Here is a 25,899-nt window from a genome sequence, read left to right as displayed (position 1 = left end):
AACAGCCCACCGGCGGCTCAGGCGGCCAGCATGACCTGGTTGCGCCCGCCGGCCTTGGCGGCATACAGCGCCTGGTCGGCTTCGGCGATCAGGCAGGCTACATCGTGCGCCTGCCCGCCGGGCTGGCAACACACGCCGAGGCTCAGGGTCAGTGACTGGCTGCGCCCGCCGCCCAGGTCCACCGGCTCGCCGGCCACTGCCTGCCGCAGCCGCTCGGCCACGATCATGGCCACGTCAGGCGTGGCGCCAGGCAGCACGATCAGGAATTCCTCGCCGCCGTAACGTCCCACGGCATCGCCTCCGCGCAGCACCCGGCCCAGCCGCCGGGCCACGGCTTCCAGCGCCATGTCGCCGGCCTGGTGGCCGTGGACATCGTTGACGTTCTTGAAGTGGTCAATATCGGCCAGAATGACGGCCAGTGGCTGCGAGGGATCGCAGCAGCTCTGGCTGAGTCCTTCGAGAATGGCTCCCCGGTTCAGCAGCTGGGTCAGCGGATCATACGTGGCCCGCACTTCCAGCTGGTTCTTGGCCTGCAACAGTTCGTGGTTGAGGAGCTGCAAGCGCTCGCACATCTGGCCGCGTTCGATCAGCAGGGCCAGCTGGCGGGCAATGCCCATGAAGGCCTGCTCATGTTCTTCCCGGTAGGTATGCGGACGCATGCTGGAAAAAAACAGGAAACCGACGGGCCGCCCCTGCGCCAGCAAGGGACAGGTCAGGCTGGAGTGCATGCCTTCGGCCACGATGAGGCGGGTGGCTTCTGAACCGGGATGATCGGCAAGGTACAGTTGCAGGTTGTTGAGGATGCGCGGCCGGCCCGAATGCAGCAGACACGCCAGTCCGGAGCCAAGATAGCCACGCCGGAATCCCTCACCGATGTGCGGCACATGCGCTTCCGAGCGGGACCATACCGCTGTCAATGTACAGCCATCTTCTTCAAGCAGCGCACAACCGATGCGATCATAGGGAATCAGGTGGCGAAATCCGTCATACACCCTGTCCAGCACCTCGTTGAGCTGTAAACCGGCCGCCACCTGCTCAGCCAGTTGCAACAACTGCTGCAACAAGGCAGTTTCCTGCCGCAACTGCATCACTTCCTGCGCCAGGGCAGGCATGTTTTTGGCATCAGCCAGAGGCAAGGAACTTTTCGCTGCGGTCATGTCGATCCGTGTGGGCAGTCAGGTACAGCATCACCTGACAGTCAGACGAACAAGGTTGGCAGGCCTGCGTGTGCCAACCGCATATAACGGCAACCATTTTTACATAAAAAACCGCCCCTGCGGGATTTGTCCACAGGAGCGGCTGCCTTTTCCGTATCGCTTAGCGGAACAACCACGGCTGGGTTTGTCGGCGATTGTCTTCAAAAGCCTTGATTTCACCGGCATGGCGCAGGGTCAGGCCGATTTCGTCCAGCCCGTTCAGCAGGCAGTGCTTGCGGTGCTCGGTAATGTCGAAACCGAACGAATCCCCCTGCGGTGTGGTCACGGTCTGCGCGGCCAGATCCACGGTCAGCCGGTAGCCTTCGGAGGCTTCGCATCCGGCAAACAGGCGGTCCATCACTTCGGCTGGCAATACGATCGGCAGCAGGCCGTTCTTGTAGCAGTTGTTGAAAAAGATGTCGGCAAACGACGGAGCGATCACCACACGGAAGCCGTAGTCATCCAGTGCCCACGGTGCGTGTTCGCGACTGGAGCCGCAGCCGAAGTTTTCGCGGGCCAGCAGGATCTGCGCGCCCTGGTAGCGCGGGAAATTGAGGACAAAATCCGGGTTTTGCGGCCGGATGCTGTTGTCCATGCCGGGTTCGCCGTGGTCCAGGTAGCGCCATTCGTCAAACAGGTTGGGGCCGAAACCGGAACGCTGGATCGACTTGAGGAACTGCTTGGGAATGATGGCGTCGGTGTCGACATTGGCACGGTCGAGCGGACAGACGAGTCCGGTCAGTCGGGTAAAGGCTTTCATTGTGCGGCCCTCTCAATGGCAGCCCCGCCTGCCCGGATGTCCCGGCCAATGCCTTGCACAGTATGGCAACCGGTCAGGGTCGCAACGGCGAGCAGAAGGGTCAGTGTCAGTGTTTTCATGCTGGGTGTGCGCAGCAATGCTGCTGCGCGTTCAAACGCTTACCGCACCGCCCCTCCCCCGCTCGACGCCAGACTACATCTTGGACTTGACGTCGTCGGCTGCGTTGGTCACGGCATGACCGGCCGACGACACATCCTGTCCCATGCCTGCCATGGTATTGCAGGCAGTCAACAAACAGCTGGCAAGCAGGATGCCGATCAGGGTTTTCATGGTGATGACTCCTTGAAGCATGCCGACAGTGGCACGCTTCAAGATAGTCAACCAGGGCGGAAACAGCGGGATTAATAACCTTTGCGGATATCGACGAAATGGCCGGCAATCGCTGCCGCAGCCGCCATGGCCGGACTGACGAGGTGGGTGCGCCCGCCCTGTCCCTGCCGTCCTTCAAAGTTGCGGTTCGAGGTGGAGGCACAGCGCTCGCCCGGCTCCAGACGGTCGGCGTTCATCGCCAGACACATCGAACAACCCGGCTCGCGCCATTCGAATCCGGCCGCGACAAAGATCTTGTCGAGCCCTTCAGCCTCGGCCTCGGCCTTGACGTTGCCGGACCCCGGTACCACCATCGCCAGCCTGACAGAATCAGCCTTGCGCCGGCCGCGCACCACTGCGGCCGCTTCACGCAGGTCTTCGATGCGCGAGTTGGTACAGGAACCGACAAACACCTTGTCGACGGCGATTTCCGCCATTGGCGTCCCGGCGGTCAGCCCCATGTAGGCCAGCGCGCGCTGCATGCCTTCGCGCTTGACCGGGTCGGCTTCGGCAGCCGGGTCCGGCACGCGGTCGGTAATCGCCACCACCATTTCCGGACTGGTGCCCCAGGTCACCTGCGGCGCGATGGTTGTGGCATCCAGTTCCACCACGGCATCGAACACGGCGCCTTCGTCGCTCTTGAGCTCGCGCCAGCAGGCCACTGCGGCCTCCCACTGCTCTGCAGTCGGTGCGAACGGACGACCCTTGACGTAATCCAGCGTAACCTGGTCCACCGCCACCAGACCGGAGCGGGCGCCTGCTTCGATGGCCATGTTGCAGAGGGTCATGCGACCTTCCATCGACAGGCCACGGATGGCGCTGCCGGCAAACTCGATGGCATAGCCGGTGCCACCGGCGGTGCCGATCCTGCCGATCACTGCCAGCGCAATGTCCTTGGCCGTGACACCGGCCTGCAATTCACCCTCGACCCGCACCAGCATGGCTTTGGACTTCTTGGCGGTCAGGCACTGGGTCGCCATGACGTGCTCGACCTCGCTGGTACCGATACCGTGCGCCAGCGCGGCAAACGCGCCGTGAGTGGAAGTATGGCTGTCGCCACATACCACGGTCATGCCGGGCAGCGTGGCGCCCTGTTCCGGGCCGACCACGTGCACGATGCCCTGGTTGCGATCCATGAACGGGAAATACGCCAGTGCGCCGGTTTCACGCACGTTGGCATCCAGCGTTTCCACTTGCAGGCGCGAGACCGGATCCTTGATCCCGGCAATGCCCAGATCCCAGTTGTCGGTCGGTGTGTTGTGGTCGGCGGTAGCCACGATCGAATGCACGCGCCACGGCTTGCGGCCGGCGAGCTTGAGCCCTTCAAAGGCCTGCGGGCTGGTGACTTCGTGGACGAGATGGCGGTCGATGTACAGGAGCGAGGTGCCGTCCGGGTCGGTACGCACCACGTGGCTCTCCCAGAGCTTGTCGTAGAGGGTCTGTGCGGCCATGTGTTGTTGGTCCGTTAAGGGAGATTGAGCCGATTATTGCACGCGGCTGGAATATTGGTCAATTTATTCAAATAAATCAATTACTTGAAAATAAAACCCCGCGGAATCCGGTCATGGTTTCTGCTCGGATGCCGGGCTCCACCCACGCCCGGGACCAGGCGGCCCGTGGACATGTCCGGTTGGCTGCGACCGGAAATGAATGGCAGGGACAAAATATACAAATAATTGTCATTGATTGCCTACCCGTCCCGCGCATTTGTGCACACGGATCACCTCCCGCGCCATCCTCTGCCGGTCATCCGGCCCGGTCGTTCTTTACCGTCAGGCAAACCGTGCAATGCCCGCAGGCATCTGCCGGCGACAGTACCAGTACACCTTGCAACACCAGCTCCTTTTCACACCAGGCCGTCTTTCAGACAGCCGGCCTCTGCCCACACGATGCAAACCGGGCAATATCAATGTCATTGGCATTACAATTGCTTTGTTGATTCACGCCCGTATCAGACCACAGCCCCGGCAACACGATGACAAGGAGCGAGACCATGACCCGAAGTGCAACCATGTCCTTGACCGACCAGGAACGGCACTGGCTGCCCTGGCTGGGCCGCAACGGCAAGCTGTCCCTGCGCTGGGCCTGCCTGCTGAACCGGCACCGGACCCATGCACTGGAACAGGTGTTTGCCGGCATTGCCCAGACCCGCGTGGCCTTGCTGACCCAGTGGACCCACGAACAGTGGGCGCACCTTGATGCCCTGGCCGAGCGTCTGGCCATGCAGTGGCCGGACATCGAACGGACCACACTGAGCCAGCGGCGGTTGCTGGCAGCGGATTTTTCCGAGCTGTTCGTGATCGACACAGCCGGACAATTGCTGGCCAGCAGCGCCGGGCGCAGCGGTGCCAGCGGCCTGCCGGCCGCTGCCGTGGCCCGCGGCCTGAAAGAGCGTTTCCTGCACGGCCCCTATTCCGATCCGCAGACCGAGCAGCTCGGCCCGTCAAGCTCGCGCTTTCACGACGGCGTCACCCTGATGTTCTACCGTCCGCTCACCGCCGCCGACGGCACACCGCGCGGCATACTCTGCGGCCGGGTGCCCAACGACGTGCTGGGCGACCTGATCCAGCGCGAGGCCGGACACATCTTCCACGAATCGGGCGACAACTACCTGTTCATGGCGCAGTCGCACTTCGATCCGTCAGTCACCCCTGGCACGGCCCTGTCGCGCTCGCGCTTCGAAGACCGCACCTTTACCGGCGGTGACAATCTCAAGGATGGCGTACGCACGGCGTTCGGCACCGTCCGGGTGCACAGGCACACCGAATTCGAACTGGTCTTCAACGATCCGGCCACCGGCCGCCTGCATCCTGGCGTGCGCGAAACCATCCGCTGCGGCAGCAACCTGTTCGTCACCTATCCGGGCTACGCCGATTACCGCCACATCCCCGTCATAGGCTGCGGAGTCACTTTCCGGCTGCCGGGCTCGCCCGACCTCTGGGGCATGATGTGCGAAGCCGATCTGGAGGAGGTTTACCGCAACCGCAGCCTGAGCTACCGGCTGATGAAGCTCTATCTCGCCACCATGCTGGCAGGCTGGGCCGGCTCGCACCTGCTGACGGCTGCTTTTGGCCTGGGCCAGACCGCCAGCGCACTGGCCGGGCTGGGCTGCCACCTGGCCGGCGCACTGGTGTTCCTGAGCCTTGGCAGCCGCAAGCTGGCAGCACGCATGCGCCAGATGATCCGCATGGTGCGCACCATTGCCGAAGGTGGCGGCGACCTGACCCAGCGCATCGACCGCGACAGCCGTCATCCGGATGAAATCACCACCATGGCGCAGTGGTTCAACAGCTTCATCGACAATCTGGAAAGCATCGTGCGCCGGGTGATCCACAGCTCGCACGAAATCTCTGCCACCAACCGGCAGGTAGAGGCCAGCCATCACGATACCTGCGCCACAGCCCACAGCGTCCAGGGATTGATCGGCGACATGATGCAGGCGCTGGACCGCCAGCGGCAGGAAATCGACAGCGCCGCCGGCAGTGCCGCCGACATGAAAACCCGCATGGAAACAGTCATGCAGGCCTCGCAAGGGCAGCTTGCCAACCTGCGCCAGCGCTCGCAGGGCATCCGGCATTCAGTGGGAGAGGCCGCCGGCACGCTGGAAACCCTGTCGGCCAGCACGCGCAACATCGGCCAGGTGGTCAGCGTGATCCGCGACATTGCCGACCAGACCAACCTGCTGGCCCTGAATGCCGCCATCGAAGCGGCCCGCGCCGGCGAACAGGGGCGCGGCTTTGCCGTCGTGGCCGACGAAGTCCGCAAACTGGCCGAACGCACGGCGCAGGCCACGGTGGAAATCCGCGACATGATCAGCCAGGTGCAGGAACAGGCCCACGTTGCCGCCAGCCGCATGGGCGGCGGCATGCAGGAGCTGGACGAAGGCCTGCGGCTGGCCGAAGAAGCCGCCAGTGACCAGGCCGACCACGCGGTGATCGAGCAGCTGCTTGCCGCCATCGAGGGCATTGCCACGGTCAGCCGGCAATACGACGACACTGCCCGCCGGGTCGGTGATGCCGCCCACAGCATCCGGGCCACGGTCGAGGAAACCGGTCAGAGTTCTGCCCTGACCCTGCAGGCATCCGGCCGCCTGCAAGCACTGGTCGGGCAGTTCCGGGTCGGCTGAAACAGCACACCCCTGCACGGGCAGGGGTGTGGATGCGCATGCCGGCCGCTCGCGGCCGGTGTACGGCAGGACTTACAGGGTCAGGCCACCGGTGACTTCGATGGCAGCACCGTTGATGTAGCTGGCTTCGTCGCTGGCGAGGAAGGCGTACACGTTGGCGATTTCTTCCGGAGCAGCCATGCGCTTCATCGGCACCTTGTCTTCCATGGCCTGGATCACTTTTTCCGGCATGGCCTTGAGGATCGGAGTGGCCACGAAACCCGGGCACACGGCATTGGCACGGATGCCCTTCTTGCCCAGTTCCTTGGCCCAGGTCTTGACGAAACCGATGACGCCGAACTTGGTGGCGGCATAGTTGGTCTGGCCGAAGTTGCCGTACACGCCCACCACCGAGCTGGCGTTGAGGATGACACCACTGCCCTGCTCGACCATGGTGTCGACCACGGCGCGGGTGCAGTTGTAGACACCCTTGAGGTTGATGTCGATCACCTTGTCGAACTGGTCTTCGGTCATCTTGATCAGTTGGGCATCCTGCACGATGCCGGCGTTGTTCACCAGCACGTCGATGCGGCCGAACTGGCCCTTGAGGCCGCCGACCATGTCGGCGATCTGTGCCTTGTCGGTCACGTTGACGATGTAGCCGACAGCCTGGCCACCGGCGGCCTTGATTTCGGCGACCACTTCGTCAATCGCGCCCTGGTTCAGGTCGCAGACGGCAACAATGGCGCCTTCGCGGGCAAACTTGAGGGCGGTGGCACGGCCAATGCCGCTGGCGGCACCGGTGATGATGGAGACTTTCCCTTGCAAACGCATGCTGATTTCCTTTGGGTTTGTACCGACTCCGCTGCACAGGAGATCCGGAATGGCCGGCAGCGACGAGCATCACGGATTGCTGCAATGCAAAATCCGTAGATAGCCTTGTTCTATTTATGTCATTTACAGGCTCTTTGGCCAGGTGAGCCGACAGAATGTTGCAACGCACCCAAGCGCTGCGGACTATATCCCATACGCCTAAACAGGTCAAAAAACCTTGGGTAATCAACTATCGGGATTGCGACATGGAATCCCGCCAAAAGAACAACCCGCCATCCAGGCGGGTTGTTCGGGCCGGAGCCACGCGGAATTGCAGGATTACAGCAGGCCGCGGCTAGCGAGGTAGTCTTCGTAGTTGCCCATGTAATGCTCGAACCCGCCCTCGCCGTCCAGTTCGATGATCTGGGTGGCCAGCGAGCTGACGAACTGGCGGTCGTGCGACACGAAAATCAGCGTGCCCTTGTACTTTTCCAGCGCCATGTTGAGCGACTCGATCGACTCCATGTCCATGTGGTTGGTCGGTTCGTCCATGATCATGACGTTGGGACGCTCAAGGATCAGCTGGCCATAGAGCATGCGCCCCTTTTCCCCGCCCGAGAGCACGCGCACGCACTTGGTCACGTCGTCGCTGCCGAACAGCAGGCGACCGAGCGTGGCACGCACTACCTGCTCGTCGTCGCCCTCCTGCGTCCACTGGCGCATCCATTCGGCCAGGTCCATGTCGCTGTCGAATGCGGCTTCGTGATCCTGCGCGAAGTAGCCGACCTGGGCCTTTTCCGCCCACTTGATCTGCCCGGCATCCGGGGTCACGCCGGCCGAGAAGGCCGGATTGAAGGCACCAGCGAGAAGCTTAACCAGGGTGGATTTGCCGGCGCCGTTGGGGCCGATGATGGCGATGCGCTGGCCGGCCTCCAGGATGAACGACAGGTTCCGGAACAGCACCTTGTCTTCGTAGGCCTTGGAGATGCCCTGCGCTTCCACGGCTTGCCGGTGCAGCTTCATCTTGTCGTCCATCTCGAAGCGGATGAACGGGTTCTGGCGGGTCGAAGGCTTGACGTCGACCATGTCCCCCTTGAGCTTGTCGACCTGCTTCAGGCGGCTGGTGGCCTGACGGGCCTTGGATTTGTTGGCCGAGAAGCGGGCCACGAATTCCTGCAGTTCCTGGATGCGTTCCTTGGCCTTGGCATTGGACGACAGCTGGCGCTCGCGGGCCTGGGCAGCGGCGAGCATGTAGTCGTCGTAATTGCCCGGGTATACGGTGATGGTGTTGTAGTCGAGATCGGCCATGTGGGTGCACACCGCATTCAGGAAGTGGCGGTCGTGCGAGATGATGATCATGGTCGAGTTGCGCTGGTTGAGCACGTCCTCCAGCCAGCGGATGGTGTTGATGTCGAGGTTGTTGGTCGGCTCGTCCAGCAACAGGATGTCCGGATTGGAGAACAGGGCCTGGGCCAGCAGCACGCGCAGCTTCCAGCCCGGTGCGACTTCGCTCATCGGACCGTTGTGCTGTTCCAGCGGGATGCCCACGCCAAGCAACAGCTCGCCGGCGCGCGCCTCGGCGGTATAACCGTCGTACTCGGCGAACTTGGCCTCCAGCTCGGCCGCATGCATGTAGTCGTCCTCGGTGGCCTCGAGGTTGGCGTAAATCGCGTCACGCTCGCTCATGGCGGCCCACATTTCGGCGTGTCCCTGCAGCACCACGTCGAGTACGCGCTGGTCTTCGTAGGCAAACTGGTCCTGGCGCAGCTTGCCCAGACGCATGCCCGGCTCGACCGACACATTGCCGGAAGTCGGCTCCAGGTCCCCCCCCAGAATCTTCATGAAGGTGGATTTGCCCGAACCATTGGCACCGATCAGGCCGTAGCGGTTGCCTTCGCCAAACTTGACGGAAACATTTTCAAACAGCGGCTTGACGCCGAACTGCATGGTGATATTCGCGGTAGTGATCACGCGGGAAATCCTTGGCTAACAGATTGTCCGGTAAACGGAAAATGGCGGATTCTAGCACAGCCGCAGCAGGCAGGCGGCGAGCGGGACAGTCACGCCCTCCAAAGCCGGCCCTCACTGCCCCGCGAAGCTGGCAGGCCGCCGGCATGACCGGCATGACAGCCTGCGGCAGCATGACCGGCAAACCCGGCCCCCAGCGCATTCACGCTGCATTTGAGGAATTGGGCTACAATCTCCCGCTAAATTTCCATTTTCTTGTTTCGTTCACAGGCACGCACATGCTCACCGGAAGTCTGGTCGCGATTGTGACCCCCATGTTGGAAGACGGCAGTGTTGATTTTGAAGCACTGGACCGTCTGGTCGATTTTCATATCGAGTCGGGCACCAGCGGCATCGTTGCTGTTGGCACGACGGGCGAATCGGCCGCACTCGCGGTCGAAGAGCACCTGCAGGTCGTGGCTGCAGTGGTCAAGCGCGCGGCCGGCCGCATCAAGGTCATCGCCGGCGCCGGCGCCAACTCGACCCACGAAGCCATCGACCTGACGCGCGAATCCCGCCGCCTCGGGGCCGACCAGGTCCTGTCGGTCGTGCCGTATTACAACAAGCCGACGCAGGAAGGCATGTACCGGCACTTCCGCGCCATTGCCGAATCGACCGACATTCCGGTCATCCTTTACAACGTGCCGGGCCGCACCGTGGCCGACATGTGTAACGACACCGTATTGCGTCTGGCCGAAATCCCCAACATCATCGGTCTCAAGGATGCCACTGCCGACCTCGCCCGCTGCTGCGATCTCGTCAAGCGCGCCCCGAAGGATTTCGCCCTTTATACCGGCGACGACGCTACTGCCATGGCCTTCATGCTGTGCGGCGGCCACGGCGTGATTTCGGTGACGGCCAACGTCGCACCGCGCCAGATGGCCGAACTCTGCCGTGCGGCCATCGCCGGTGACGTGCAGGCCGCCCGCCGCATCAACGACCCGCTGCAGGGCCTGCACAAGGACCTGTTCTGCGAGGCCAACCCGATTCCGGTCAAGTGGGCGCTCGAACGCATGGGCCGCATCCCGGCCGGCATCCGCCTGCCCCTGACCCGTCTGAGTGACGCCGGCCAATCCAAGGTCGAAGCTGCACTCAAGGCTGCCAACCTGATCTGATTTCTTACCCAACGGAGTCTGGATGAAATCCCTTCGCCATCTGCTCCCCGTCGTGGCCGTTGCCGGTCTGGCGGCATGCGCCTCGACGTCTGACGACAGCAAGATCGCCTACAAGTCGGCCGAAGCGCCCAAGCGTACGCTGGAAGTGCCGCCCGACCTGACAGCCCCCGAACTGACCAACTCCTATGCCATGCCTGCCGGCGGCGTCAGCGCCAAGCTGATGGCACAACAGCAGGCAGACCAGGCCGGCCAGCAGGCGGCCATTCGCGCCGGCACGGCCCAGGTGGCTACCGCAGCCTCCGACACCGTCCGCCTGGAACGCGCCGGTGGCCAGCGCTGGCTGAGCGTCAGCGGCAAGAGCGCCGAACAGCTGTGGCCGCTGGTCCGCGAATTCTGGCAGGACAACGGTTTCGTGCTGAAGCGCGACGAACCGCAGCTGGGCATCATGGAAACCGACTGGGCGGAAAACCGCGCCAAGATTCCGCAGGACGGCGTGCGCAAGCTCCTGGCCACGGTCGGTCTGGACGGACTCTACGCCACGCCCGAGCGTGACAAGTTCCGAACCCGTTTCGAGCGCAGCCCCAACGGTAATGTCGAGATCTACATCAGCCACCGCGGCATGGTGGAAAGCTTTACCGAAGGCAAGAACGACACCAAATGGCAGCCGCGTGCCGACGATCCGGAACTCGAAGCCGAGTTTCTCGGCCGCCTGATGCTGGCCCTCGGGGTTGATGAAACCAAGGCCAAGCAGGCCAAGGAAGATGCAGCCCAGCCGGTACCGGTGGCCCAACGGCGCGCCCGCATCGAAAACGGAGCAGTCGTCGTCGACGATGCCTTCGACCGTGCATGGCGCCGTACCGGTCTGGCGCTGGACCGTACCGGTCTGGTGGTAGTGGACCGCAACCGCGCTTCCGGTACCTACTTCGTACGTCCGGCCAAGAGCGAAACCGAGAAAGTGGACGAAGGCGGCTTCTGGTCGAGCCTCGCATTCTGGCGCGACAAGGAAGGCAAGACGGCTGCCGAGCAACCGGGTTACCGGATCGTGGTGCAGCAGGTCAGCGACAAGGAAAGCCGTGTCACCGTCCAGGGCGACAAGGGCGAAGCGCTTGACGGCAAGCTGGTCAACGCCATCCTGCCCAAGCTGGAACAGCAATTGCGCTGATGCCTGCCCTTGGTCGTCATGCGCTCGCACGCGACCATCCATGAAAAAAAACGCCAGTCGGTCAGACTGGCGTTTTTCTTGTCCCGGGCAGGGAACCGGCTCAGCCCTTGAACGGGTGCTTGAGCACGATGGTTTCCTCGCGGTCCGGACCGGTCGAGATGATGGCGATCGGTGCACCGCAGAATTCCTCGATGCGCTTGAGGTAGTTCTGGGCATTGACCGGCAGTTCTTCGAACTTCTTGACACCGAAAGTGGTTTCATTCCAGCCCGGCCAGCTTTCGTAAACCGGCTCGCAGGCTGCAACCTTGTCGGCACCGACCGGGAAGATGTCGTATTCGACACCGTCAATGCGGTAACCGACACACAGCTTGATTTCTTCCATGCCGTCCATAACATCGAGCTTGGTCACGCACAGGCCGGACACACCGTTGATCTGGATCGAGCGCTTCAGCAGTGCCGCGTCAAACCAGCCGCAGCGACGCGGACGACCGGTCACTGAACCGAACTCGTTGCCGCGCTGGGCAAGGCCCATGCCGATGTCGTCTTCCAGCTCGGTCGGGAACGGACCGGAACCGACGCGGGTGGTGTAGGCCTTGACGATGCCCAGCACGTATTCGAGCATCTGCGGTGCCACGCCGGCCCCCGGCGCGGCCGCACCGGCCACGCAGTTGGACGAGGTGACAAACGGGTAGGTACCGTGGTCGATGTCCAGCAGGGTTCCCTGGGCGCCTTCAAACAGGATCGACTCACCGGCCTTGTTGAGGTCGTACAGGGTGCGGGAAACGTCGCACACCATCGGCTTGATGCGCTCGGCGTACGCAAGGGTATCGGCCAGCGTCTTCTCGAAGTCGACCGGTGTCTGCTTGAAGTATTCGGTCAGCTGGAAATTGTAATAGGCGAGGTTTTCCTTCAGCTTCTCGGCCAGTTTTCCGGCATTGAAGAGATCCTGCACGCGGATGGCACGACGGGCCACCTTGTCTTCATAGGCCGGGCCGATGCCGCGACCGGTCGTGCCGATCTTGTTGGCACCCTTGGCGGCTTCGCGGGCATGGTCCAGCGCGATGTGGTACGGCAGGATCAGCGGGCAGCTTTCGGAGATCTTCAGGCGGCTGCATACATCGATACCGGCGGCTTCCAGCTCGTCGATTTCCTTCAGCAGCGCTTCGGGCGACAGCACGACACCGTTGCCGATGTAGCAAGTCATGGTCGGATGCAGGATACCGGACGGAATCAGGCGCAGGATGGTCTTCTTGCCGCCGATCACCAGCGTGTGACCGGCATTGTGGCCACCCTGGAAACGCACCACGGCCTTGGCGTGATCCGCCAGCCAGTCAACGATTTTGCCTTTGCCTTCGTCACCCCACTGGGTCCCGACCACGACAACATTCTTGGCCATGTTGTTACCTTTCAAACAGATTTCAGAATTTACGGATGGGCCGGTGCCGCTTCGAGGCTCTGGCCTTCTTCACGGCAGACGAGTTCACGGTCGCAATGCAGATCAGCGGCCGTTTCTCCCAGATAATCGACAACCACCACCTCACCGGCAGCCCGCAGGCGTGCCACTTCGTCAGCCAGCCGGGAGAGATCGGCAGCCCGTACGCGAATGCCTTTGGACGGATGCGTCTGCGGCAGCACGCGGATCATGTCGCGCAGGTCAAGGCTGAAGCCCGTAGCCGGCCGGGCACGGCCGAAGCGGCGCCCGACGTTGTCGTACCGCCCGCCGCGGGCCAGCTCTTCCGCCCAGCCCTCGGCATAAGCGGCAAACATCAGCCCGGTGTGGTAGTGCGTACCGCGCAGTTCAGTCAGGTCAAAGCTGATGCGGGCGCGGGAAGCAAAGATCTGTGCCAGCCGCTCGAGATCGTCCAGGGCCGCCCGGATGCCTGGCAGACCCGGCAGACGGGCTCGCGCCTTGCCGATGGCCTCGGGGCCATACAGGTCAACCAGATGGCGAAAGGCCGAGCAGAACGGCTCGCGCACGTCGGCGGTCAGCGCTTCGACCGAAGCGCGATCCTTGGCCTGCAAGGCAGCAAACAGTGCCTGCTCGGTTTCACCATCCAACTGGGCTTCGCGCACCAGCGCGCGGTATACCCCCAAGTGCCCCAGGTCGAGCGTGACGGCATCAATACCCACGCCGGCCAGGGTCGACAGCATCAGTTCAATGATTTCGATGTCGGCCGCCAGGTCATAACAGCCATACAGCTCGGCACCGACCTGCAACGGTTCGCGCGAGCGCATCAGTCCGCTGGCCCGGGTATGTACCACACTGCCGGCATAGCACAGGCGTGTCACGCCCTGCCGGTGAGCCAGCAGGTGTGCGTCAATCCGTGCCACCTGCGGCGTCATGTCTGCACGCAAACCCAGCTGGCGACCGGAAAGCTGGTCGTCCAGCTTGAAGGTCTGCATGTCCAGCGCCGGGTCGGCATTGGTCAACAGCGAGTCGGTATATTCGATCAGCGGTGGACTTACGAGTTCGTAACCATAACGGCGGAACCGTTCGAGCATCGCGGCTTTGGCCGACTCCAGCTGCCGCGCCGTGGCGGGCAATATGTCGGCTATGTGTTCGGGAAGCAGCCAGTTGTGCATGTATTTTCGTAAAACGTAATAAAGGCGGGGGGTTACCCCGCCTTGTCAGGTTTGCAGCCCACCCGAATTACTGCTTCGGTGCCACCGGGCCACGTGCCTTGGGATCTTGCAGGTACTTGAAGAAAGCCGAGCTTGGGTCAAGTACCAACAGATCGTTCTTGGAATCAAACGACTTCTTGTAAGCGTCCATGCTGCGGTAGAAGGCGTAAAACTCCGGACTCTTGCCAAAGGCTTCGGCATAGATCGCACCGGCCTTGGCGTCCCCCGCCCCCTTGATTTCCTGGGCCTGCTTGTAGGCATTGGCCAGGACCACTTCGCGCTCCTTGTCGGCTTCGGCACGGATCCGCTCGGCATCAGCCGCCCCCTCGCTGCGCAGCTGGTTGGCAACCGTCAGACGCTCGGACCGCATGCGGTCATAGATCGACTGGGAGATTTTATCCGGAAAATCCACGCGCTTTAAGCGGACATCGACAATTTGTACGCCTATTTTGCGCGCATCCTGGTCGGCACGCTGGCGAACCACGTCCAGAATGGCCGCCCGCTGGATGGCAATCACGTCCTCGACCGTCTTCTGGCCGAACTCGGCCCGCAGGCCGTCGTTGACCTGCTGGCGCAGACGGGTCACGGCAGCGGCTTCGTTGCCACCGACAGCCTTGTAGAACTGCTCGACGTCGGTAATCCGCCATTTGACGAAGCTGTTGACCAGCAGGTTCATCTTTTCGCGGGTGTTGAACAGCTCGGGATTATCCGGGTCAATGGTCTGGATGCGACGGTCAAAGAAGCGCACGTTCTGCAGGAACGGGACCTTGAAATGGACACCCGGGTTGTTGGCAATGCGCACGACCTCGCCAAACTGGAACACCAGCGCACTCTGGCGCGGCCCCACAATGTAAAACGACATGCTGACCAGGATCAGCACGGCCCCCAGGGCGACGAGTTTCGGAATCAGGCGTTCCATTACTGGCCTCCCTGCAGGTTGCGACCGCCACGTTCAGCGCGTTCGGTAGGCCGGCCGTTGGCAGACGGCGTCACCACCCGGACCGGAGGTTCGGATGCAAGCGGCGGCGTGTCAGCCTGTGCGGCAGGTGCCGATACAGTACCGGACGAAGGCTTTTTGTTGATGTCCATCAGTTTGTCAAACGGCAGATAGAGCAGGTTTTGACCATTCTTGCCATCCACCAGCACCTTGGTCGTGTTTTGCAGGATCTGCTGCATGGTGTCGATATACAGGCGGTCACGCATTACGACCGGAGCCTTCTGGTATTCACCCAGCACGGCCTTGAAGCGCGAGGCCTCGCCTTCGGCGCTGGCCACCACCCGCTGGCTGTAACCCTGGGCTTCTTCGATCAGGCGGGCAGCCATACCGGTTGCACGCGGAACGACATCGTTGGCGTAGGCCTGTGCCTCGTTGCGGGATTTTTCCTTGTCCTGTCCGGCCTTGACGGCATCTTCGAATGCAGCCTGCACCTGGTCGGGCGGCTGGACGTTGTTGATGTTGACCTTGATCACACGCAGCCCCATGCCATACAGGTCCAGGATTTTCTGGATCAGCGTCTGGGTATCGCTGGCGATTTTGGTACGGCCTTCATTCAGGACAAAATCGATCTTGTTCTGGCCGACCACCTGGCTGATGGCCGACTCGGTCACCGACTTGACGATGCCCTGGCCACCCGGCTCGGTGTAGACGTTGTTGAACAGGAATGCGCGGGCATCCTGCACGTCATACTGCACCGACAGCTGGACATCGACGATGTTGAGGTCTTCGGTCAGCATCAGCGATTCGTCGGGCATCCGGTTCTTGGCATTGCCGCGATAGCCAACTTCGACCGAACGCACTTCGGTCATGTTGACGATCTCGACTTTCTCGAACGGATAGGGAATGTGCCATTGCAGGCCGGCAGTTGCTGTCCGGTCGTAGCTGCCCAGACGCAGGACCACGGCCTCTTCCCGTGCATCGACCACAAAGAAGCCGCTGCCGAGCCACAAGGCTGCCAGCACGCCCACCAGAGCGATGGCTCCGCCCTTGATGCCGCGCGGCGAAGGGGAAGGTACCGCAGGACCGCCAGACGGGCCATTGCCTTTGCCGCCGCCCAGCAGGCGGGACAGTTTCTGGTTCAGCCGGCGAAAGAGTTCGTCGAGATCGGGCGGTCCGTCTCCGCGTCGACCTCCGCCCCATTGCGGGTCGTTTTGTGCCATGGATCAGTGTCCCGGTTCTTGGTTTGATACGCTGTCAGTATGTGGGTATGTCAGCGCGTTCGACAAGCGCCTGACGGAGAAGGTCCAGACCTTCGCCCTTCAGCGCAGAAAGACGTACAGCCACGATTCGTCCGGTTTCGTCCCGCTCGATCGCGGGAGACAGCCCCTTCAGGTCGCACTTGTTCCAGATGATCAGCTGGTCGATGCCATCAGCCTCGATTTCCTTGAGAACCTTGTTGACCTCGGCCAGCTGGGTTTCACGGGTGTCGCTGGCGCAGTCGACCACATGCAAAAGGAGGTCGGCCCGCACGGTTTCCTCAAGGGTGGCCTTGAAGGCCTCCACCAGAGAGTGCGGCAAATCCCGGATGAAACCGACCGTATCAGACAGCACCACACTTAGCTGCTCGTTAAGGTACAGGCGACGACTGGTCGTATCCAGCGTGGCAAATAGCTGGTCGGCAGCATAGGCACGCGCCTTGGTGAGCGCATTGAAGAGAGTCGATTTGCCGGCATTGGTATAGCCCACGATCGATACGCTGAATACGCCGCCACGCTCGCGACTGCGTCGCTGTACATGACGCTGACGCTCGAGTTTTGCCAGACGTTCCTTCAGCAGGCGTACCCGGTTGCCCAGCAGCCGGCGGTCGGTTTCCAGCTGGGTTTCGCCAGGGCCACGCAGGCCGATACCACCTTTTTGCCGCTCGAGGTGGGTCCATCCTCGCACCAGACGCGTGGACAGGTATTCAAGCTGGGCCAGTTCGACCTGCAACTTGCCCTCATGGCTGCGTGCACGCTGGGCAAATATGTCAAGGATCAGACTGGTGCGGTCTACGACACGACATTCCAGCGCACGCTCAAGGTTGCGCTGCTGGGCCGGGGAAAGAGCATGATTGAAAATCACCACATTGGCGTCGTGCGTCTTGCACGCCATGGCGATTTCTTCAACCTTGCCCTTGCCGGCAAACAGTGCCGCATCTGGCCTTTGCCGCTTGGCCAGCACGACGTCCAGCACAGCAACGCCCGCGCCCTTGACGAGTTCGACGCATTCTTCAACGCTTTCGGCAAAATCAGGCTCACCGAAATTCAGGCATACAACGACCGCTTGGTCACCAAAATCAGGACGATCAAACACGTATGGGATCAACCCCGCAGACAGGGAAAGTGGCGATGGCGCATGCGCTCACCGCCACGTTTTCAGGTTCGGACATCAAATCTCGGCAGTACCGGCAGCCGGCGCCGGGTGCTCATGCGGCACCTGGACCGGGCGGGCCGGAACCACGGTGGAAATGGCGTGCTTGTACACCATTTGCGTCACGGTATTCTTCAGCAGCACAACATACTGGTCGAACGACTCGATCTGGCCTTGCAGCTTGATGCCGTTGACCAGATAGATCGAAACCGGAACGTGTTCCTTGCGCAGAATGTTGAGGAAGGGATCCTGAAGCATTTGCCCTTTTGCGCTCATTTTTTAATCTCCGAATTCAGTTATGAAATGTTGTAATTCGCTCGGGATAGCGTCTAGTTTTTTCTACGCGGAAAATCGCCGGGTCGCCACTTATTTTTGTCGTCCGTAGCGCACGGCCTTGGGCTTGGTACGCGACTTCACCGGAGCAGGCCGCTCGGCATAAGGGTTGTCCGTCGATTTGTACTGTACGCGCAGCGGTGTTCCTTCCAGCTTGAACATGCGACGGAAGCTGTGCTCAAGATATCGGGTATAGCTGTCGGGAAGCTTATCGAGCGCATTGCCGTGCACGACCACAACCGGTGGATTCATCCCGCCCTGGTGGGCGTAGCGCATCTTCGGACGAATCAGCCCCATCATCGGTGGCGCCTGGCGTTCGATGGCCACCTGCAAGGCGCGGGTCAACTTCGGTGTCGGCATCTTGATCATCGCAGCGTGGTATGCCTGATCGATCGACTTGAACAGATCGGCCACACCCTGCCCCTTCAGGGCCGAGATGTAGTGATACTTGGCAAACTCAAGGAAATGCAGTTTGCGGGCAATGCTGCGCTTGATGTTGATGCGCTGCTCTTCGTCGCAGTCATCCCATTTGTTGACTGCCACTACCAGCGCCCGCCCGGCTTCCAGCGCAAATCCGGCCAGCGTTGCATCCTGGTCGGACACGTCCAGCGCCGCATCCAGCACCAGCACGCACACATTGGCGTCCTCGATGGCCTGCAACGTCTTGACGACGGAAAACTTCTCGATCGATTCGTCGATCTTGGCCCGCCGACGGACACCGGCTGTATCGATAATGGTGTAGGTCTTGCCTTCGCGCTCAAAATCGATATAGATCGAGTCGCGCGTCGTACCAGGATGGTCAAAAGCGATGACGCGTTCCTCACCCAGGATGGCATTCACCAGCGTCGACTTGCCTACATTGGGGCGACCGATGATGGCGAACTTGGGATGGCGGCTGGTTTCTTCTTCCGATTCGTCCGGAAACGGTGCCAGCACTTCGTCCATCAGCTCGCGCACACCTTCGCCATGTGCACCGGAGATGCTCCACGGCTCGTCCAGCCCCAGTTCGTAGAACTCGGCCACCACCATGGCGCGGCTCATGCCTTCGGCCTTGTTCACCACCAGGAATACCGGCCGGCCGATCTGGCGCAACTGGTTGGCGATGATCTTGTCCTGAGGCGTCAGGCCGGCCCGGGCGTCCACGAGGAAAATGACTGCGTCAGCCTCGTCCACGGCCTGCAGGGTCTGCCGTGCCATCTCGTGCATGATCCCGCTGTCAACCACCGGCTCGAAGCCGCCGGTATCCACAACCAGATACGGTTTGCCGCCGACCCGGCCATGGCCGTAATGGCGGTCGCGGGTCAGGCCCGGCTGGTCCGCGACCAGCGCATCGCGCGAGCGGGTCAGCCGGTTGAAGAGGGTCGATTTGCCGACATTGGGCCGGCCGACCAGAACTACGGTTGGTTTCACAATAATCAAAGTCCCAGTTGGGCAAGTCGCCCGTCACCCTGCACCACCAAGGCATTGCCGGCAGCGACCGGCTCTCCGGTCACACCGGTACGGGTGCGGGCAAGCAGGTCGCCCGATTCATTCGAGAGCAGATGGGCCCAGCCTTCGCCATCGGTCACGACGACAAAGCGGCCCAGCATGGCCGGACCGCTGACGGTCCGCCACTTGAGTCCTGGTTGTTGCCATACGGTCTTGCCGTCAGTCCGGCTGAATGCCCAGACCGTACCGTCTTCGGCCGTCACGTAGACATTGGCGGCATCCAGTGCCACCGGGCGGCTGGACGATACCTCGCGCGACCACATCGGTGCGGCAGACCGGGCGTCAAAGCAGGTTAGCCGCCCTTGATAGGCCACTGCACAAATCTGGCCGCGGTCAAACACTGGCGGGCTGGCTACATCGACCACCCGGTCGATTTCGGTGGCTCCGCGTGCCAGTGCCACATTGGCATCCCACAGCAGGTCACCGCTGGCGAGGTTGAGCACCGACAGCTTGCCGCCCGATTCACCGACCAGCACCACTTCCGAGCCCACCAGCGCAGTATTGCCACTGGAACGTACGGTCAGGGCCGGCTGCGGTCGCAGGTAAACCCACAGCTGCTGGCCGCTGGCAAAATCAAATGCGGTGACATGGCCGTCAACCGTCCGCACGATGACGGTCTTGCCATCGGTCTGCGGCGTTTCCAGCGCCTGGCTGGACAGCCGGACTTTCCAGCGCGGCTCACCCGACGTGGTGATCGACACCAGTTCACCCTGCCGGGTCGTGGCCAGCAGGCGACCATCCTGGACAGTGACACCGGCTGTCAGCGGTGCCTTGAAATCCACCCGCCCGGCATCCCGCCCGGTCGTGGCATCCACGATGCTGACCCGCCCGCTGGCATCTGCAGCAAAAATCCGCGTGCCATCATACGCGGGCCGGAAGGCATACCCCTCGGCATCGCCGACCGACGCGGTCCATTGCGTCTTGAGCGGTACCAGGGACTGCTGCATCGGGGCCAGCGGCGTCGGCTCCGGTTTGCTGCTGCTACCGCTGAACCACGAGGCACACCCGGTCAGGCCAAGGGCCAGACCGGCAGCAAGGGACAGCGAGGTCAGACGCAGGCGGGTCATCATTTATTGTTCTCCTCCGAGAGCATCCAGCTTGACGTTCAGGAGCGCCTGTTGCGGAGCATCCGGCGCCAGTTTGGCGATGGCCTCCTGATAAGCGACACGCGCCCCCTGGCGGTCCCCCTTGACCAGCAAGGCATCACCCTTCAATTCCAGTTGCTGCGGCAGGAATGTGGCATCGATCGGCCTGGCCAGCTCGGCCAGCGCAGCATCGGTCTGCCCTGCATCCAGTTGCAGCCCGGCCAGCCGCAGCTGCGCCACGGCCTTGACTGCCGGCTCGGCTGCATTGCCGGCAACCCAGCGCAATTCCTGCTCGGCCGTCTTGGTGTCTCCCTTGTCAAAGGCAACCCGGGCTGCCAGCAGGCTGGCCCGTGCGGCATAGCCGGACTTCGGATAAGCATCCTGCAGTGCCTTGGCACTGGCTACCAGCTTGCCTGCATCGCCTTCGGTCACGGCCGTTTCCACCGGGGCATACAGCAGTGCGGCCTGTTCGGCCTGATGGCTGCGGTAATACTTCCAGCCCTGATAACCGAGATAGCCCAGCGCCACCACGATGACCGCCAGGCTGATCCATTTGCCCCATTGCTGCCAGAACGCCTTGGCGGCGTCGATCTGTTCCTGTTCCTGCAAGTCGAAAGCCATGCTCTCCCCTTAGGCCATGCGGCCAGCCAGATGGCTGACAATGTCGGTACGGACAACGGTCTGCTGCTCGGTACCGTCGCGCAGCGGCTTGACCGCTACCTGCTGCTGGCGAATTTCGTTTTCACCCACCACCAGCGCCCAGCGGGCACCGCTCTGGTCGGCCTTTTTCATCTGCGACTTGAAGCTGGCCTCACCCAGATGCTGGATGACCGACAGGCCGGCAGCCCGCAGGTCCTGCGCCAGTTGCATGGCGTAGACCGGTGCTCCCTCGCCCTGCTGGACAATGTAGACATCTGCCGCCTTGCGGGCGGGCAGCAAGTCCTTGTCAGCCAGCAGCAACAGCACGCGCTCCATTCCCATGCCAAAGCCGATACCCGGGGCGGGCTTGCCGCCGATCTGCTCGGTCAGGCCGTCGTAACGCCCGCCGGCACAAACCGTGCCCTGGGCGCCCAGCTCGGTGGTCACCCACTCGAACACCGATTGGTTGTAGTAGTCGAGCCCGCGCACCAGACGGGGGTTTTCCACATAGCGGATGCCCACGGCCTCGATCATGGCTTTCCAGCCGTCGTAGTGGGCCCGCGACTCGGCTCCCAGGTAGTCGATCAGGCGCGGTGCCTGGTTGGCCATGTCCTGCATGGCCGGATTCTTGGTATCCAGCACCCGTAACGGGTTGGTATACAGGCGCCGCTTGCCGTCCTCGTCGAGGATGTCGACATGGCCTTCCAGATATTTGATCAGCGCCTCACGATGGGCCGCACGTTCTTCCTTGTTACCCAGCGTATTGATTTCCAGCTGTACGAAATCGCTGATGCCCAGACGCTTCCACAGGTCGGCGGTCATCAGGATGATTTCGGCATCGATGTCCGGCCCGGCGAAGCCAAGTGCTTCGATGCCGATCTGGTGGAACTGGCGGTAGCGACCTTTTTGCGGACGCTCGTGCCGGAACATCGGCCCCGTATACCAGAGCTTCTGGGTGGTGTTGTAAAGCAGGTTGTGCTCGACTACCGCGCGCAGGGTACCGGCCGTACCTTCCGGACGCAGCGTCAGGCTGTCGCCGTTCAGGCTGTCGGTAAAGGTGTACATTTCCTTCTCGACGATGTCGGTCACTTCACCGATCGAGCGGATGAACAGCGGTGTTGATTCAACGATCGGCGTACGGATGTTCTGGTAGCCATAGTCGGCCAGCAGCCCGCGCAGCACGCCTTCAAAGTATTCCCACTGGTGCGATTCGGCCGGCAGGATGTCGTTCATCCCGCGGATCGCCTGTATTTTTTCTGCCATGGATTCGCTTCACTCTGTCATGCAGGCACCGTCATGGCTGCCAGCCTGGCAGCAAACGGTGCCGGTTTTTGGCACAAGGGTACCATGCCCGCCCCTTCCGGCGCTGCGGGCATGCTTTCAGGCCAGTGTCAGGCCGGCCTGACCGCAATCACGCGGCGGCGTTTTGCGCCCCCTTCACCGTAGTTTTTGCGGACATAGGCATCAACGATGGCCTGGAACTCCTCCGCGATGCGTTCCCCTTTGAGGGTGACGGTCTTTTCACCGTCTACATACACCGGAGCCACGGGCACCTCGCCCGTGCCAGGCAGGCTGATGCCGACATCAGCCAGCTTGCTTTCTCCCGGCCCGTTGACCACACATCCCATTACTGCCACGTTGAGCATTTCCACGCCGGGATACTCGGCCCGCCACAGCGGCATCTGCTCGCGCAGATAACCCTGGATGCGTTGCGCCAGCTCCTGGAAAAACGTGGACGTCGTCCGGCCGCAACCCGGACAGGCCGTCACCAGAGGAGTAAAAGAGCGGATCCCCATGGTCTGGAGGATTTCCTGCGCCACCACCACTTCCTTGGTGCGGGATTCTCCCGGCTCCGGTGTCAGGGATACGCGGATGGTGTCGCCAATGCCTTCCTGCAACAGTACGGACAGCGCAGCCGTCGAAGCCACGATCCCCTTGGAGCCCATGCCGGCTTCGGTCAGCCCCAGGTGCAGGGCGTAATCGCAACGGCGGGCCAGTTCGCGGTAAACGGCAATCAGGTCCTGCACATGGCTGACCTTGCACGACAGGATGACCTGGTCCGGACTCAGGCCCAGCCCGACAGCCTTTTCGGCATTGTCGAGCGCCGAGATGATCAGCGCTTCACGCATGATGGCTTCGGCCGGCAACGGATGAGGACGCCGGGCATTTTCATCCATCAGCCGGTTGGCCAAGGTCTGGTCAAGGCTGCCCCAGTTGACGCCGATGCGCACGGCCTTGTCGTATTCGATGGCCTGCCGGATCATGAAGGCGAACTTGTCGTCACCCTTGGCACCCTTGCCGACATTGCCGGGATTGATGCGGTACTTGGCCAGTGCCCGGGCGCAATCCGGGTAATCGCGCAGCAGGCGGTCGCCGTTGAAGTGGAAATCGCCCACCAGCGGGGCCGTGCAGCCCATGTCGTCCAGCCGCTGGCGGATTTCCGCCACGCGCGCGGCGGCCTCCGGCGAATTCACCGTGATGCGCACCACCTCGCTGCCGGCCTGCCACAGGTCGAATACCTGCAAGGCAGTCGCTGCGGCATCGGCCGTATCGGTATTGGTCATCGACTGCACGACGACCGGAGCCGTCCCGCCCATCAGCACATGGCCAATGCGTGCCTGACGGCAGACACGGCGGCCCGGACCCGTGGAACTCATGTGATTACTCAAGCGTCAGTTTGGCCGTGCTGCCTTTGGTCTTGCTGGCAAGATCCACCGGCTGGCCGTTGAAGAACAGTTGTGCATGCTGGGCATTGCCGATCACGATCCGGTACGGCGGCTTGCCGCTGACGCTGCGTTCGCTGCCGGCGGTCACTTCGCCGTAGACCAGCTTGTCGTCATTGGCATCGGTAATCGACACCCAGGCATTCTGCCTGGCTTGCACACGAATGCCGGCAGCTGCGCTGTCGGTCGTGGTGGGCCTGGCAGTATCCACGCTGGCCGGTGTACTGGCAGCAGGTGCCGGAGCCGGTTCAGCCGGCGCTGCGGCCGGTTCTGCTGGTGCCGGGGCTGCCGGTTCGGTCACGGCGGCCTCGACCTGCGGATCAGCGGCTTCTTCGGTCGGCGGCGCCGGCTCGGCTTCGGCCGTGGCCTCGGACGGAACCAGGGCAGCCTGCGGCATGGACGGCTGGCGGATGGCTCCGAACAGCGCCCAGCCGGCCGCACCGATGGCTGCCAGCAGCACCAGTCCGCCGATCAGCCGGCCACTACCGCGCTTGCTGCTGCCGGGCGCCGGGCGCTGCGGCATTTCCGGTTGAGGCTCGACCGGAGCCACAGGTTCCGGATGGGCTGCCACGGCGGTACTGGGCAGGTTCTGGTCCATCCAGGCCAGCAGCGGCACCGGGTCCAGGCCGAGAAACCTGGCGTAGTTGCGCACGAATCCCCGGGCAAAGGTCGGGCCGGGCAAACGGTCGTAGGCATCAGCCTCGATGGCCTCGATCTGCTTGCGCGAGAGCTTGATCTGGTCTGCGACTTCCTGGATGGAAATGCCGCGCTTGATACGCTCGTTGGACAGCACCACCCCCGCTGACTGAAGCGGAGAACTGGGTTGCGGATTGACTTCGCTGCTCATTCGAATCTGTCGCCTGCTGGGTATGAGGGTGAGGGGCGGCGGCATCCGGCCGCCCTGCGCTTCACTCGCACAAGGGCGAGCCAAACATCATGAAATGCTGAAGGATAACCGCGATCGCGCCGGCACGCAGCCCCCTCGCGGGAAGTTGGTGCTAGACGCCGGCCTCTGTGCTGCCGCCCTTGTCGAGCCAGCGCACCTTGCGCTGGGTCTTGTCCTGCACCTGTCCGGCCAGTTGCCCGCAGGCCGCGTCGATGTCCTCACCCCGGGTCTTGCGTACGGTGGTGATGTAACCGGCCTCGGCCAGAATATCGCGGAAGGCGCGCACGGCATTGTTGCTGGCACGACCGTAGCCGGAATTCGGGAACGGGTTGAACGGGATCAGGTTGAACTTGCACGGCACGTCGCGCACCAGCGCCACCAGTTCGCGGGCGTGTTCGGGACGGTCGTTGATCTGGTCGAGCATCACGTATTCGAACGTGACAAAGTCGCGCGGGGCTTTTTCCAGATATCGCTCGCATGCCGCCAGCAGTTCGCGCAGCGGATACTTTTTGTTGATCGGCACGATCTCGTCGCGGATGCGGTCGTTCGGCGCATGCAGGCTCACGGCCAGCGCCACCGGACAATCCTCGCGCAGGCGGTCCATCGCCGGCACCAGCCCGGAGGTCGACAGCGTGACCCGGCGGCGCGACAGGCCGTAGCCGTGGTCGTCGAGCATGATGCGCATGGCCGCCACCACGTTGTCGTAGTTGGCCAGCGGTTCGCCCATGCCCATCATCACCACATTGGAGATGACGCGTTCGTTCTTCGGCGTCACCCCCATCGATTTGTTCGCCCACCACAGCTGGCCGATGATCTCGGCGGTGCTGAGGTTGCGGTTAAAGCCCTGGCGGCCGGTCGAGCAGAAGGTGCATTCCAGTGCGCAGCCGACCTGGCTCGACACGCACAGCGTGCCGCGGTCGTCTTCGGGAATGAACACGGTTTCCACCCCGTTGCCGGTGCCGACATCCAGCAGCCACTTGCGGGTGCCATCGCTCGACGCCTGTTCCAGCATCAGGCTGGGCACGGTGACAGTGGCAGTGTCGTGCAGCTTGGCACGCAGCGATTTGGCCAGATCGGTCATGGCATCAAAATCGTTTTGCCCCATCTGGTGCATCCAGCGCATGACCTGTTTGGCGCGGAAAGGCTTTTCGCCCATGGCAGCAAAATGTTCGGTCAGGGCCGGCAGGGTAAAGTCGAGCAGGTTGGTCTTCATACACACACTTCGGAATCAAAGCGCGCCGGTCGCGGGA

Annotated in this window: 23 protein-coding genes; 3 read left to right on the top strand and 20 right to left on the bottom strand. The window is 62.4% G+C overall.

All coding sequences use genetic code 11. From position 1 onward, the window contains the following. Positions 1-17: 17 nt before the first annotated feature. The 5 genes from G542_RS17410 to leuC form a co-directional block, all read right to left on the bottom strand. Entirely contained in the window at positions 18-1,157 is a 1,140-nt protein-coding gene (locus G542_RS17410) for a GGDEF domain-containing protein (RefSeq protein WP_012696190.1), read from the bottom strand. A gap of 160 nt (positions 1,158-1,317) precedes the next feature. Beyond that, positions 1,318-1,956 (bottom strand): 3-isopropylmalate dehydratase small subunit, encoded by a 639-nt coding sequence (leuD, locus tag G542_RS0105280; protein ID WP_012696189.1) that lies wholly within the window; start codon positions 1,954-1,956, stop codon positions 1,318-1,320. Beyond that, entirely contained in the window at positions 1,953-2,075 is a 123-nt protein-coding gene (locus G542_RS0105275; protein ID WP_012696188.1) for an entericidin A/B family lipoprotein, read from the bottom strand. The genes leuD and G542_RS0105275 overlap by 4 nt, the downstream gene beginning before the upstream one ends. 73 nt (positions 2,076-2,148) lie before the next feature. Next, a complete protein-coding gene (locus G542_RS0105270) occupies positions 2,149-2,286 on the bottom strand; it encodes an entericidin A/B family lipoprotein (RefSeq protein WP_012696187.1) in 138 nt (45 codons plus the stop codon). Between the two features lie 71 nt (positions 2,287-2,357). After that, entirely contained in the window at positions 2,358-3,776 is a 1,419-nt protein-coding gene (leuC, locus tag G542_RS0105265; RefSeq protein ID WP_012696186.1) for a 3-isopropylmalate dehydratase large subunit, read from the bottom strand. A gap of 542 nt (positions 3,777-4,318) precedes the next feature. Here leuC and G542_RS0105260 point away from each other — a divergent pair. After that, on the top strand, positions 4,319-6,451 hold the full coding sequence (locus G542_RS0105260; protein WP_027823579.1) for a methyl-accepting chemotaxis protein: 2,133 nt from the start codon (positions 4,319-4,321) through the stop codon (positions 6,449-6,451). A gap of 72 nt (positions 6,452-6,523) precedes the next feature. On the opposite strand, the gene G542_RS0105255 is transcribed toward G542_RS0105260, so the two are convergent. Continuing rightward, positions 6,524-7,264, bottom strand: coding sequence for a beta-ketoacyl-ACP reductase (locus tag G542_RS0105255; protein WP_012696184.1), 741 nt, complete (start codon positions 7,262-7,264; stop codon positions 6,524-6,526). 318 nt (positions 7,265-7,582) lie between these two features. Then, on the bottom strand, positions 7,583-9,214 hold the full coding sequence (locus G542_RS0105250; protein ID WP_012696183.1) for an ABC-F family ATPase: 1,632 nt from the start codon (positions 9,212-9,214) through the stop codon (positions 7,583-7,585). A 275-nt stretch (positions 9,215-9,489) separates the two neighbouring features. Here G542_RS0105250 and dapA point away from each other — a divergent pair, with 275 nt between their 5' ends. Further along, the gene (dapA, locus tag G542_RS0105245) at positions 9,490-10,365 is read left to right on the top strand and encodes a 4-hydroxy-tetrahydrodipicolinate synthase (protein ID WP_012696182.1); all 876 of its coding nucleotides are present in this window, start codon (positions 9,490-9,492) and stop codon (positions 10,363-10,365) included. 22 nt (positions 10,366-10,387) lie between these two features. Further along, complete coding sequence (gene bamC / locus G542_RS0105240; RefSeq protein WP_027823578.1) at positions 10,388-11,527, top strand: NlpB/DapX family lipoprotein; 1,140 nt, start codon at positions 10,388-10,390, stop codon at positions 11,525-11,527. A gap of 100 nt (positions 11,528-11,627) precedes the next feature. On the opposite strand, the gene G542_RS0105235 is transcribed toward bamC, so the two are convergent. The 13 genes from G542_RS0105235 to rlmN form a co-directional block, all read right to left on the bottom strand. Continuing rightward, the gene (locus tag G542_RS0105235; RefSeq protein ID WP_027823577.1) at positions 11,628-12,923 is read right to left on the bottom strand and encodes an adenylosuccinate synthase; all 1,296 of its coding nucleotides are present in this window, start codon (positions 12,921-12,923) and stop codon (positions 11,628-11,630) included. Positions 12,924-12,952: 29 nt separating this feature from the next. Continuing rightward, positions 12,953-14,110, bottom strand: a complete 1,158-nt coding sequence (locus tag G542_RS0105230; RefSeq protein WP_012696180.1) for an ATP phosphoribosyltransferase regulatory subunit — start codon at positions 14,108-14,110, stop codon at positions 12,953-12,955. A 67-nt stretch (positions 14,111-14,177) separates the two neighbouring features. Further along, positions 14,178-15,068, bottom strand: a complete 891-nt coding sequence (gene hflC / locus G542_RS0105225) for a protease modulator HflC (RefSeq protein ID WP_012696179.1) — start codon at positions 15,066-15,068, stop codon at positions 14,178-14,180. Next, positions 15,068-16,306: an FtsH protease activity modulator HflK gene (gene hflK, locus G542_RS16015; RefSeq protein WP_051189923.1), complete on the bottom strand. Its 1,239-nt coding sequence runs from the start codon at positions 16,304-16,306 to the stop codon at positions 15,068-15,070. The genes hflC and hflK overlap by 1 nt, the downstream gene beginning before the upstream one ends. Before the next feature lie 34 nt (positions 16,307-16,340). Then, entirely contained in the window at positions 16,341-17,438 is a 1,098-nt protein-coding gene (gene hflX / locus G542_RS16010) for a GTPase HflX (RefSeq protein WP_034985090.1), read from the bottom strand. 75 nt (positions 17,439-17,513) lie between these two features. Beyond that, positions 17,514-17,771, bottom strand: coding sequence for an RNA chaperone Hfq (gene hfq / locus G542_RS0105210; RefSeq protein WP_012696175.1), 258 nt, complete (start codon positions 17,769-17,771; stop codon positions 17,514-17,516). Positions 17,772-17,861: 90 nt separating this feature from the next. After that, complete coding sequence (gene der / locus G542_RS0105205; RefSeq protein ID WP_027823576.1) at positions 17,862-19,238, bottom strand: ribosome biogenesis GTPase Der; 1,377 nt, start codon at positions 19,236-19,238, stop codon at positions 17,862-17,864. A 5-nt stretch (positions 19,239-19,243) separates the two neighbouring features. Continuing rightward, positions 19,244-20,386: an outer membrane protein assembly factor BamB gene (bamB, locus tag G542_RS0105200; RefSeq protein ID WP_012696173.1), complete on the bottom strand. Its 1,143-nt coding sequence runs from the start codon at positions 20,384-20,386 to the stop codon at positions 19,244-19,246. Beyond that, positions 20,387-21,022 (bottom strand): YfgM family protein, encoded by a 636-nt coding sequence (locus G542_RS0105195; protein WP_012696172.1) that lies wholly within the window; start codon positions 21,020-21,022, stop codon positions 20,387-20,389. A 9-nt stretch (positions 21,023-21,031) separates the two neighbouring features. Next, on the bottom strand, positions 21,032-22,303 hold the full coding sequence (gene hisS, locus G542_RS0105190; protein WP_027823574.1) for a histidine--tRNA ligase: 1,272 nt from the start codon (positions 22,301-22,303) through the stop codon (positions 21,032-21,034). A 128-nt stretch (positions 22,304-22,431) separates the two neighbouring features. Further along, positions 22,432-23,697 carry a flavodoxin-dependent (E)-4-hydroxy-3-methylbut-2-enyl-diphosphate synthase gene (ispG, locus tag G542_RS0105185; RefSeq protein ID WP_027823573.1) on the bottom strand — a complete coding sequence of 422 codons (1,266 nt, stop codon included), beginning with the start codon at positions 23,695-23,697 and terminating at the stop codon, positions 22,432-22,434. 4 nt (positions 23,698-23,701) lie between these two features. Beyond that, positions 23,702-24,610, bottom strand: coding sequence for a helix-turn-helix domain-containing protein (locus G542_RS16005; RefSeq protein WP_012696169.1), 909 nt, complete (start codon positions 24,608-24,610; stop codon positions 23,702-23,704). A 151-nt stretch (positions 24,611-24,761) separates the two neighbouring features. After that, positions 24,762-25,862 (bottom strand): dual-specificity RNA methyltransferase RlmN, encoded by a 1,101-nt coding sequence (rlmN, locus tag G542_RS0105175; RefSeq protein WP_027823572.1) that lies wholly within the window; start codon positions 25,860-25,862, stop codon positions 24,762-24,764. Positions 25,863-25,899 lie beyond the last annotated feature (37 nt).

The organism is Laribacter hongkongensis DSM 14985 (assembly GCF_000423285.1).
GTDB classification, from domain to species: domain Bacteria; phylum Pseudomonadota; class Gammaproteobacteria; order Burkholderiales; family Aquaspirillaceae; genus Laribacter; species Laribacter hongkongensis.
The sequence above is the reverse complement of the archived record's forward strand: the minus strand, read 5'-3'. Positions and strand labels throughout refer to the sequence as shown.

Bases quoted from the DNA above. Each gene is read 5' to 3' on its own strand.
- hfq (WP_012696175.1), bottom strand. From the start codon at position 17,771: ATGAGCGCAAAAGGGCAAATGCTTCAGGATCCCTTCCTCAACATTCTG.
- hisS (WP_027823574.1), bottom strand. From the start codon at position 22,303: ATGGCAGAAAAAATACAGGCGATCCGCGGGATGAACGACATCCTGCCG.
- G542_RS0105255 (WP_012696184.1), bottom strand. From the start codon at position 7,264: ATGCGTTTGCAAGGGAAAGTCTCCATCATCACCGGTGCCGCCAGCGGC.
- G542_RS0105195 (WP_012696172.1), bottom strand. From the start codon at position 21,022: ATGGCTTTCGACTTGCAGGAACAGGAACAGATCGACGCCGCCAAGGCG.
- bamC (WP_027823578.1), top strand. From the start codon at position 10,388: ATGAAATCCCTTCGCCATCTGCTCCCCGTCGTGGCCGTTGCCGGTCTG.
- G542_RS16005 (WP_012696169.1), bottom strand. From the start codon at position 24,610: ATGAGCAGCGAAGTCAATCCGCAACCCAGTTCTCCGCTTCAGTCAGCG.
- G542_RS0105260 (WP_027823579.1), top strand. From the start codon at position 4,319: ATGACCCGAAGTGCAACCATGTCCTTGACCGACCAGGAACGGCACTGG.
- G542_RS0105275 (WP_012696188.1), bottom strand. From the start codon at position 2,075: ATGAAAACACTGACACTGACCCTTCTGCTCGCCGTTGCGACCCTGACC.
- leuC (WP_012696186.1), bottom strand. From the start codon at position 3,776: ATGGCCGCACAGACCCTCTACGACAAGCTCTGGGAGAGCCACGTGGTG.
- rlmN (WP_027823572.1), bottom strand. From the start codon at position 25,862: ATGAAGACCAACCTGCTCGACTTTACCCTGCCGGCCCTGACCGAACAT.
- leuD (WP_012696189.1), bottom strand. From the start codon at position 1,956: ATGAAAGCCTTTACCCGACTGACCGGACTCGTCTGTCCGCTCGACCGT.
- ispG (WP_027823573.1), bottom strand. From the start codon at position 23,697: ATGAGTTCCACGGGTCCGGGCCGCCGTGTCTGCCGTCAGGCACGCATT.
- G542_RS0105270 (WP_012696187.1), bottom strand. From the start codon at position 2,286: ATGAAAACCCTGATCGGCATCCTGCTTGCCAGCTGTTTGTTGACTGCC.
- dapA (WP_012696182.1), top strand. From the start codon at position 9,490: ATGCTCACCGGAAGTCTGGTCGCGATTGTGACCCCCATGTTGGAAGAC.
- G542_RS17410 (WP_012696190.1), bottom strand. From the start codon at position 1,157: ATGACCGCAGCGAAAAGTTCCTTGCCTCTGGCTGATGCCAAAAACATG.
- G542_RS0105230 (WP_012696180.1), bottom strand. From the start codon at position 14,110: ATGCACAACTGGCTGCTTCCCGAACACATAGCCGACATATTGCCCGCC.
- G542_RS0105235 (WP_027823577.1), bottom strand. From the start codon at position 12,923: ATGGCCAAGAATGTTGTCGTGGTCGGGACCCAGTGGGGTGACGAAGGC.
- bamB (WP_012696173.1), bottom strand. From the start codon at position 20,386: ATGATGACCCGCCTGCGTCTGACCTCGCTGTCCCTTGCTGCCGGTCTG.
- hflC (WP_012696179.1), bottom strand. From the start codon at position 15,068: ATGGAACGCCTGATTCCGAAACTCGTCGCCCTGGGGGCCGTGCTGATC.
- hflK (WP_051189923.1), bottom strand. From the start codon at position 16,306: ATGGCACAAAACGACCCGCAATGGGGCGGAGGTCGACGCGGAGACGGA.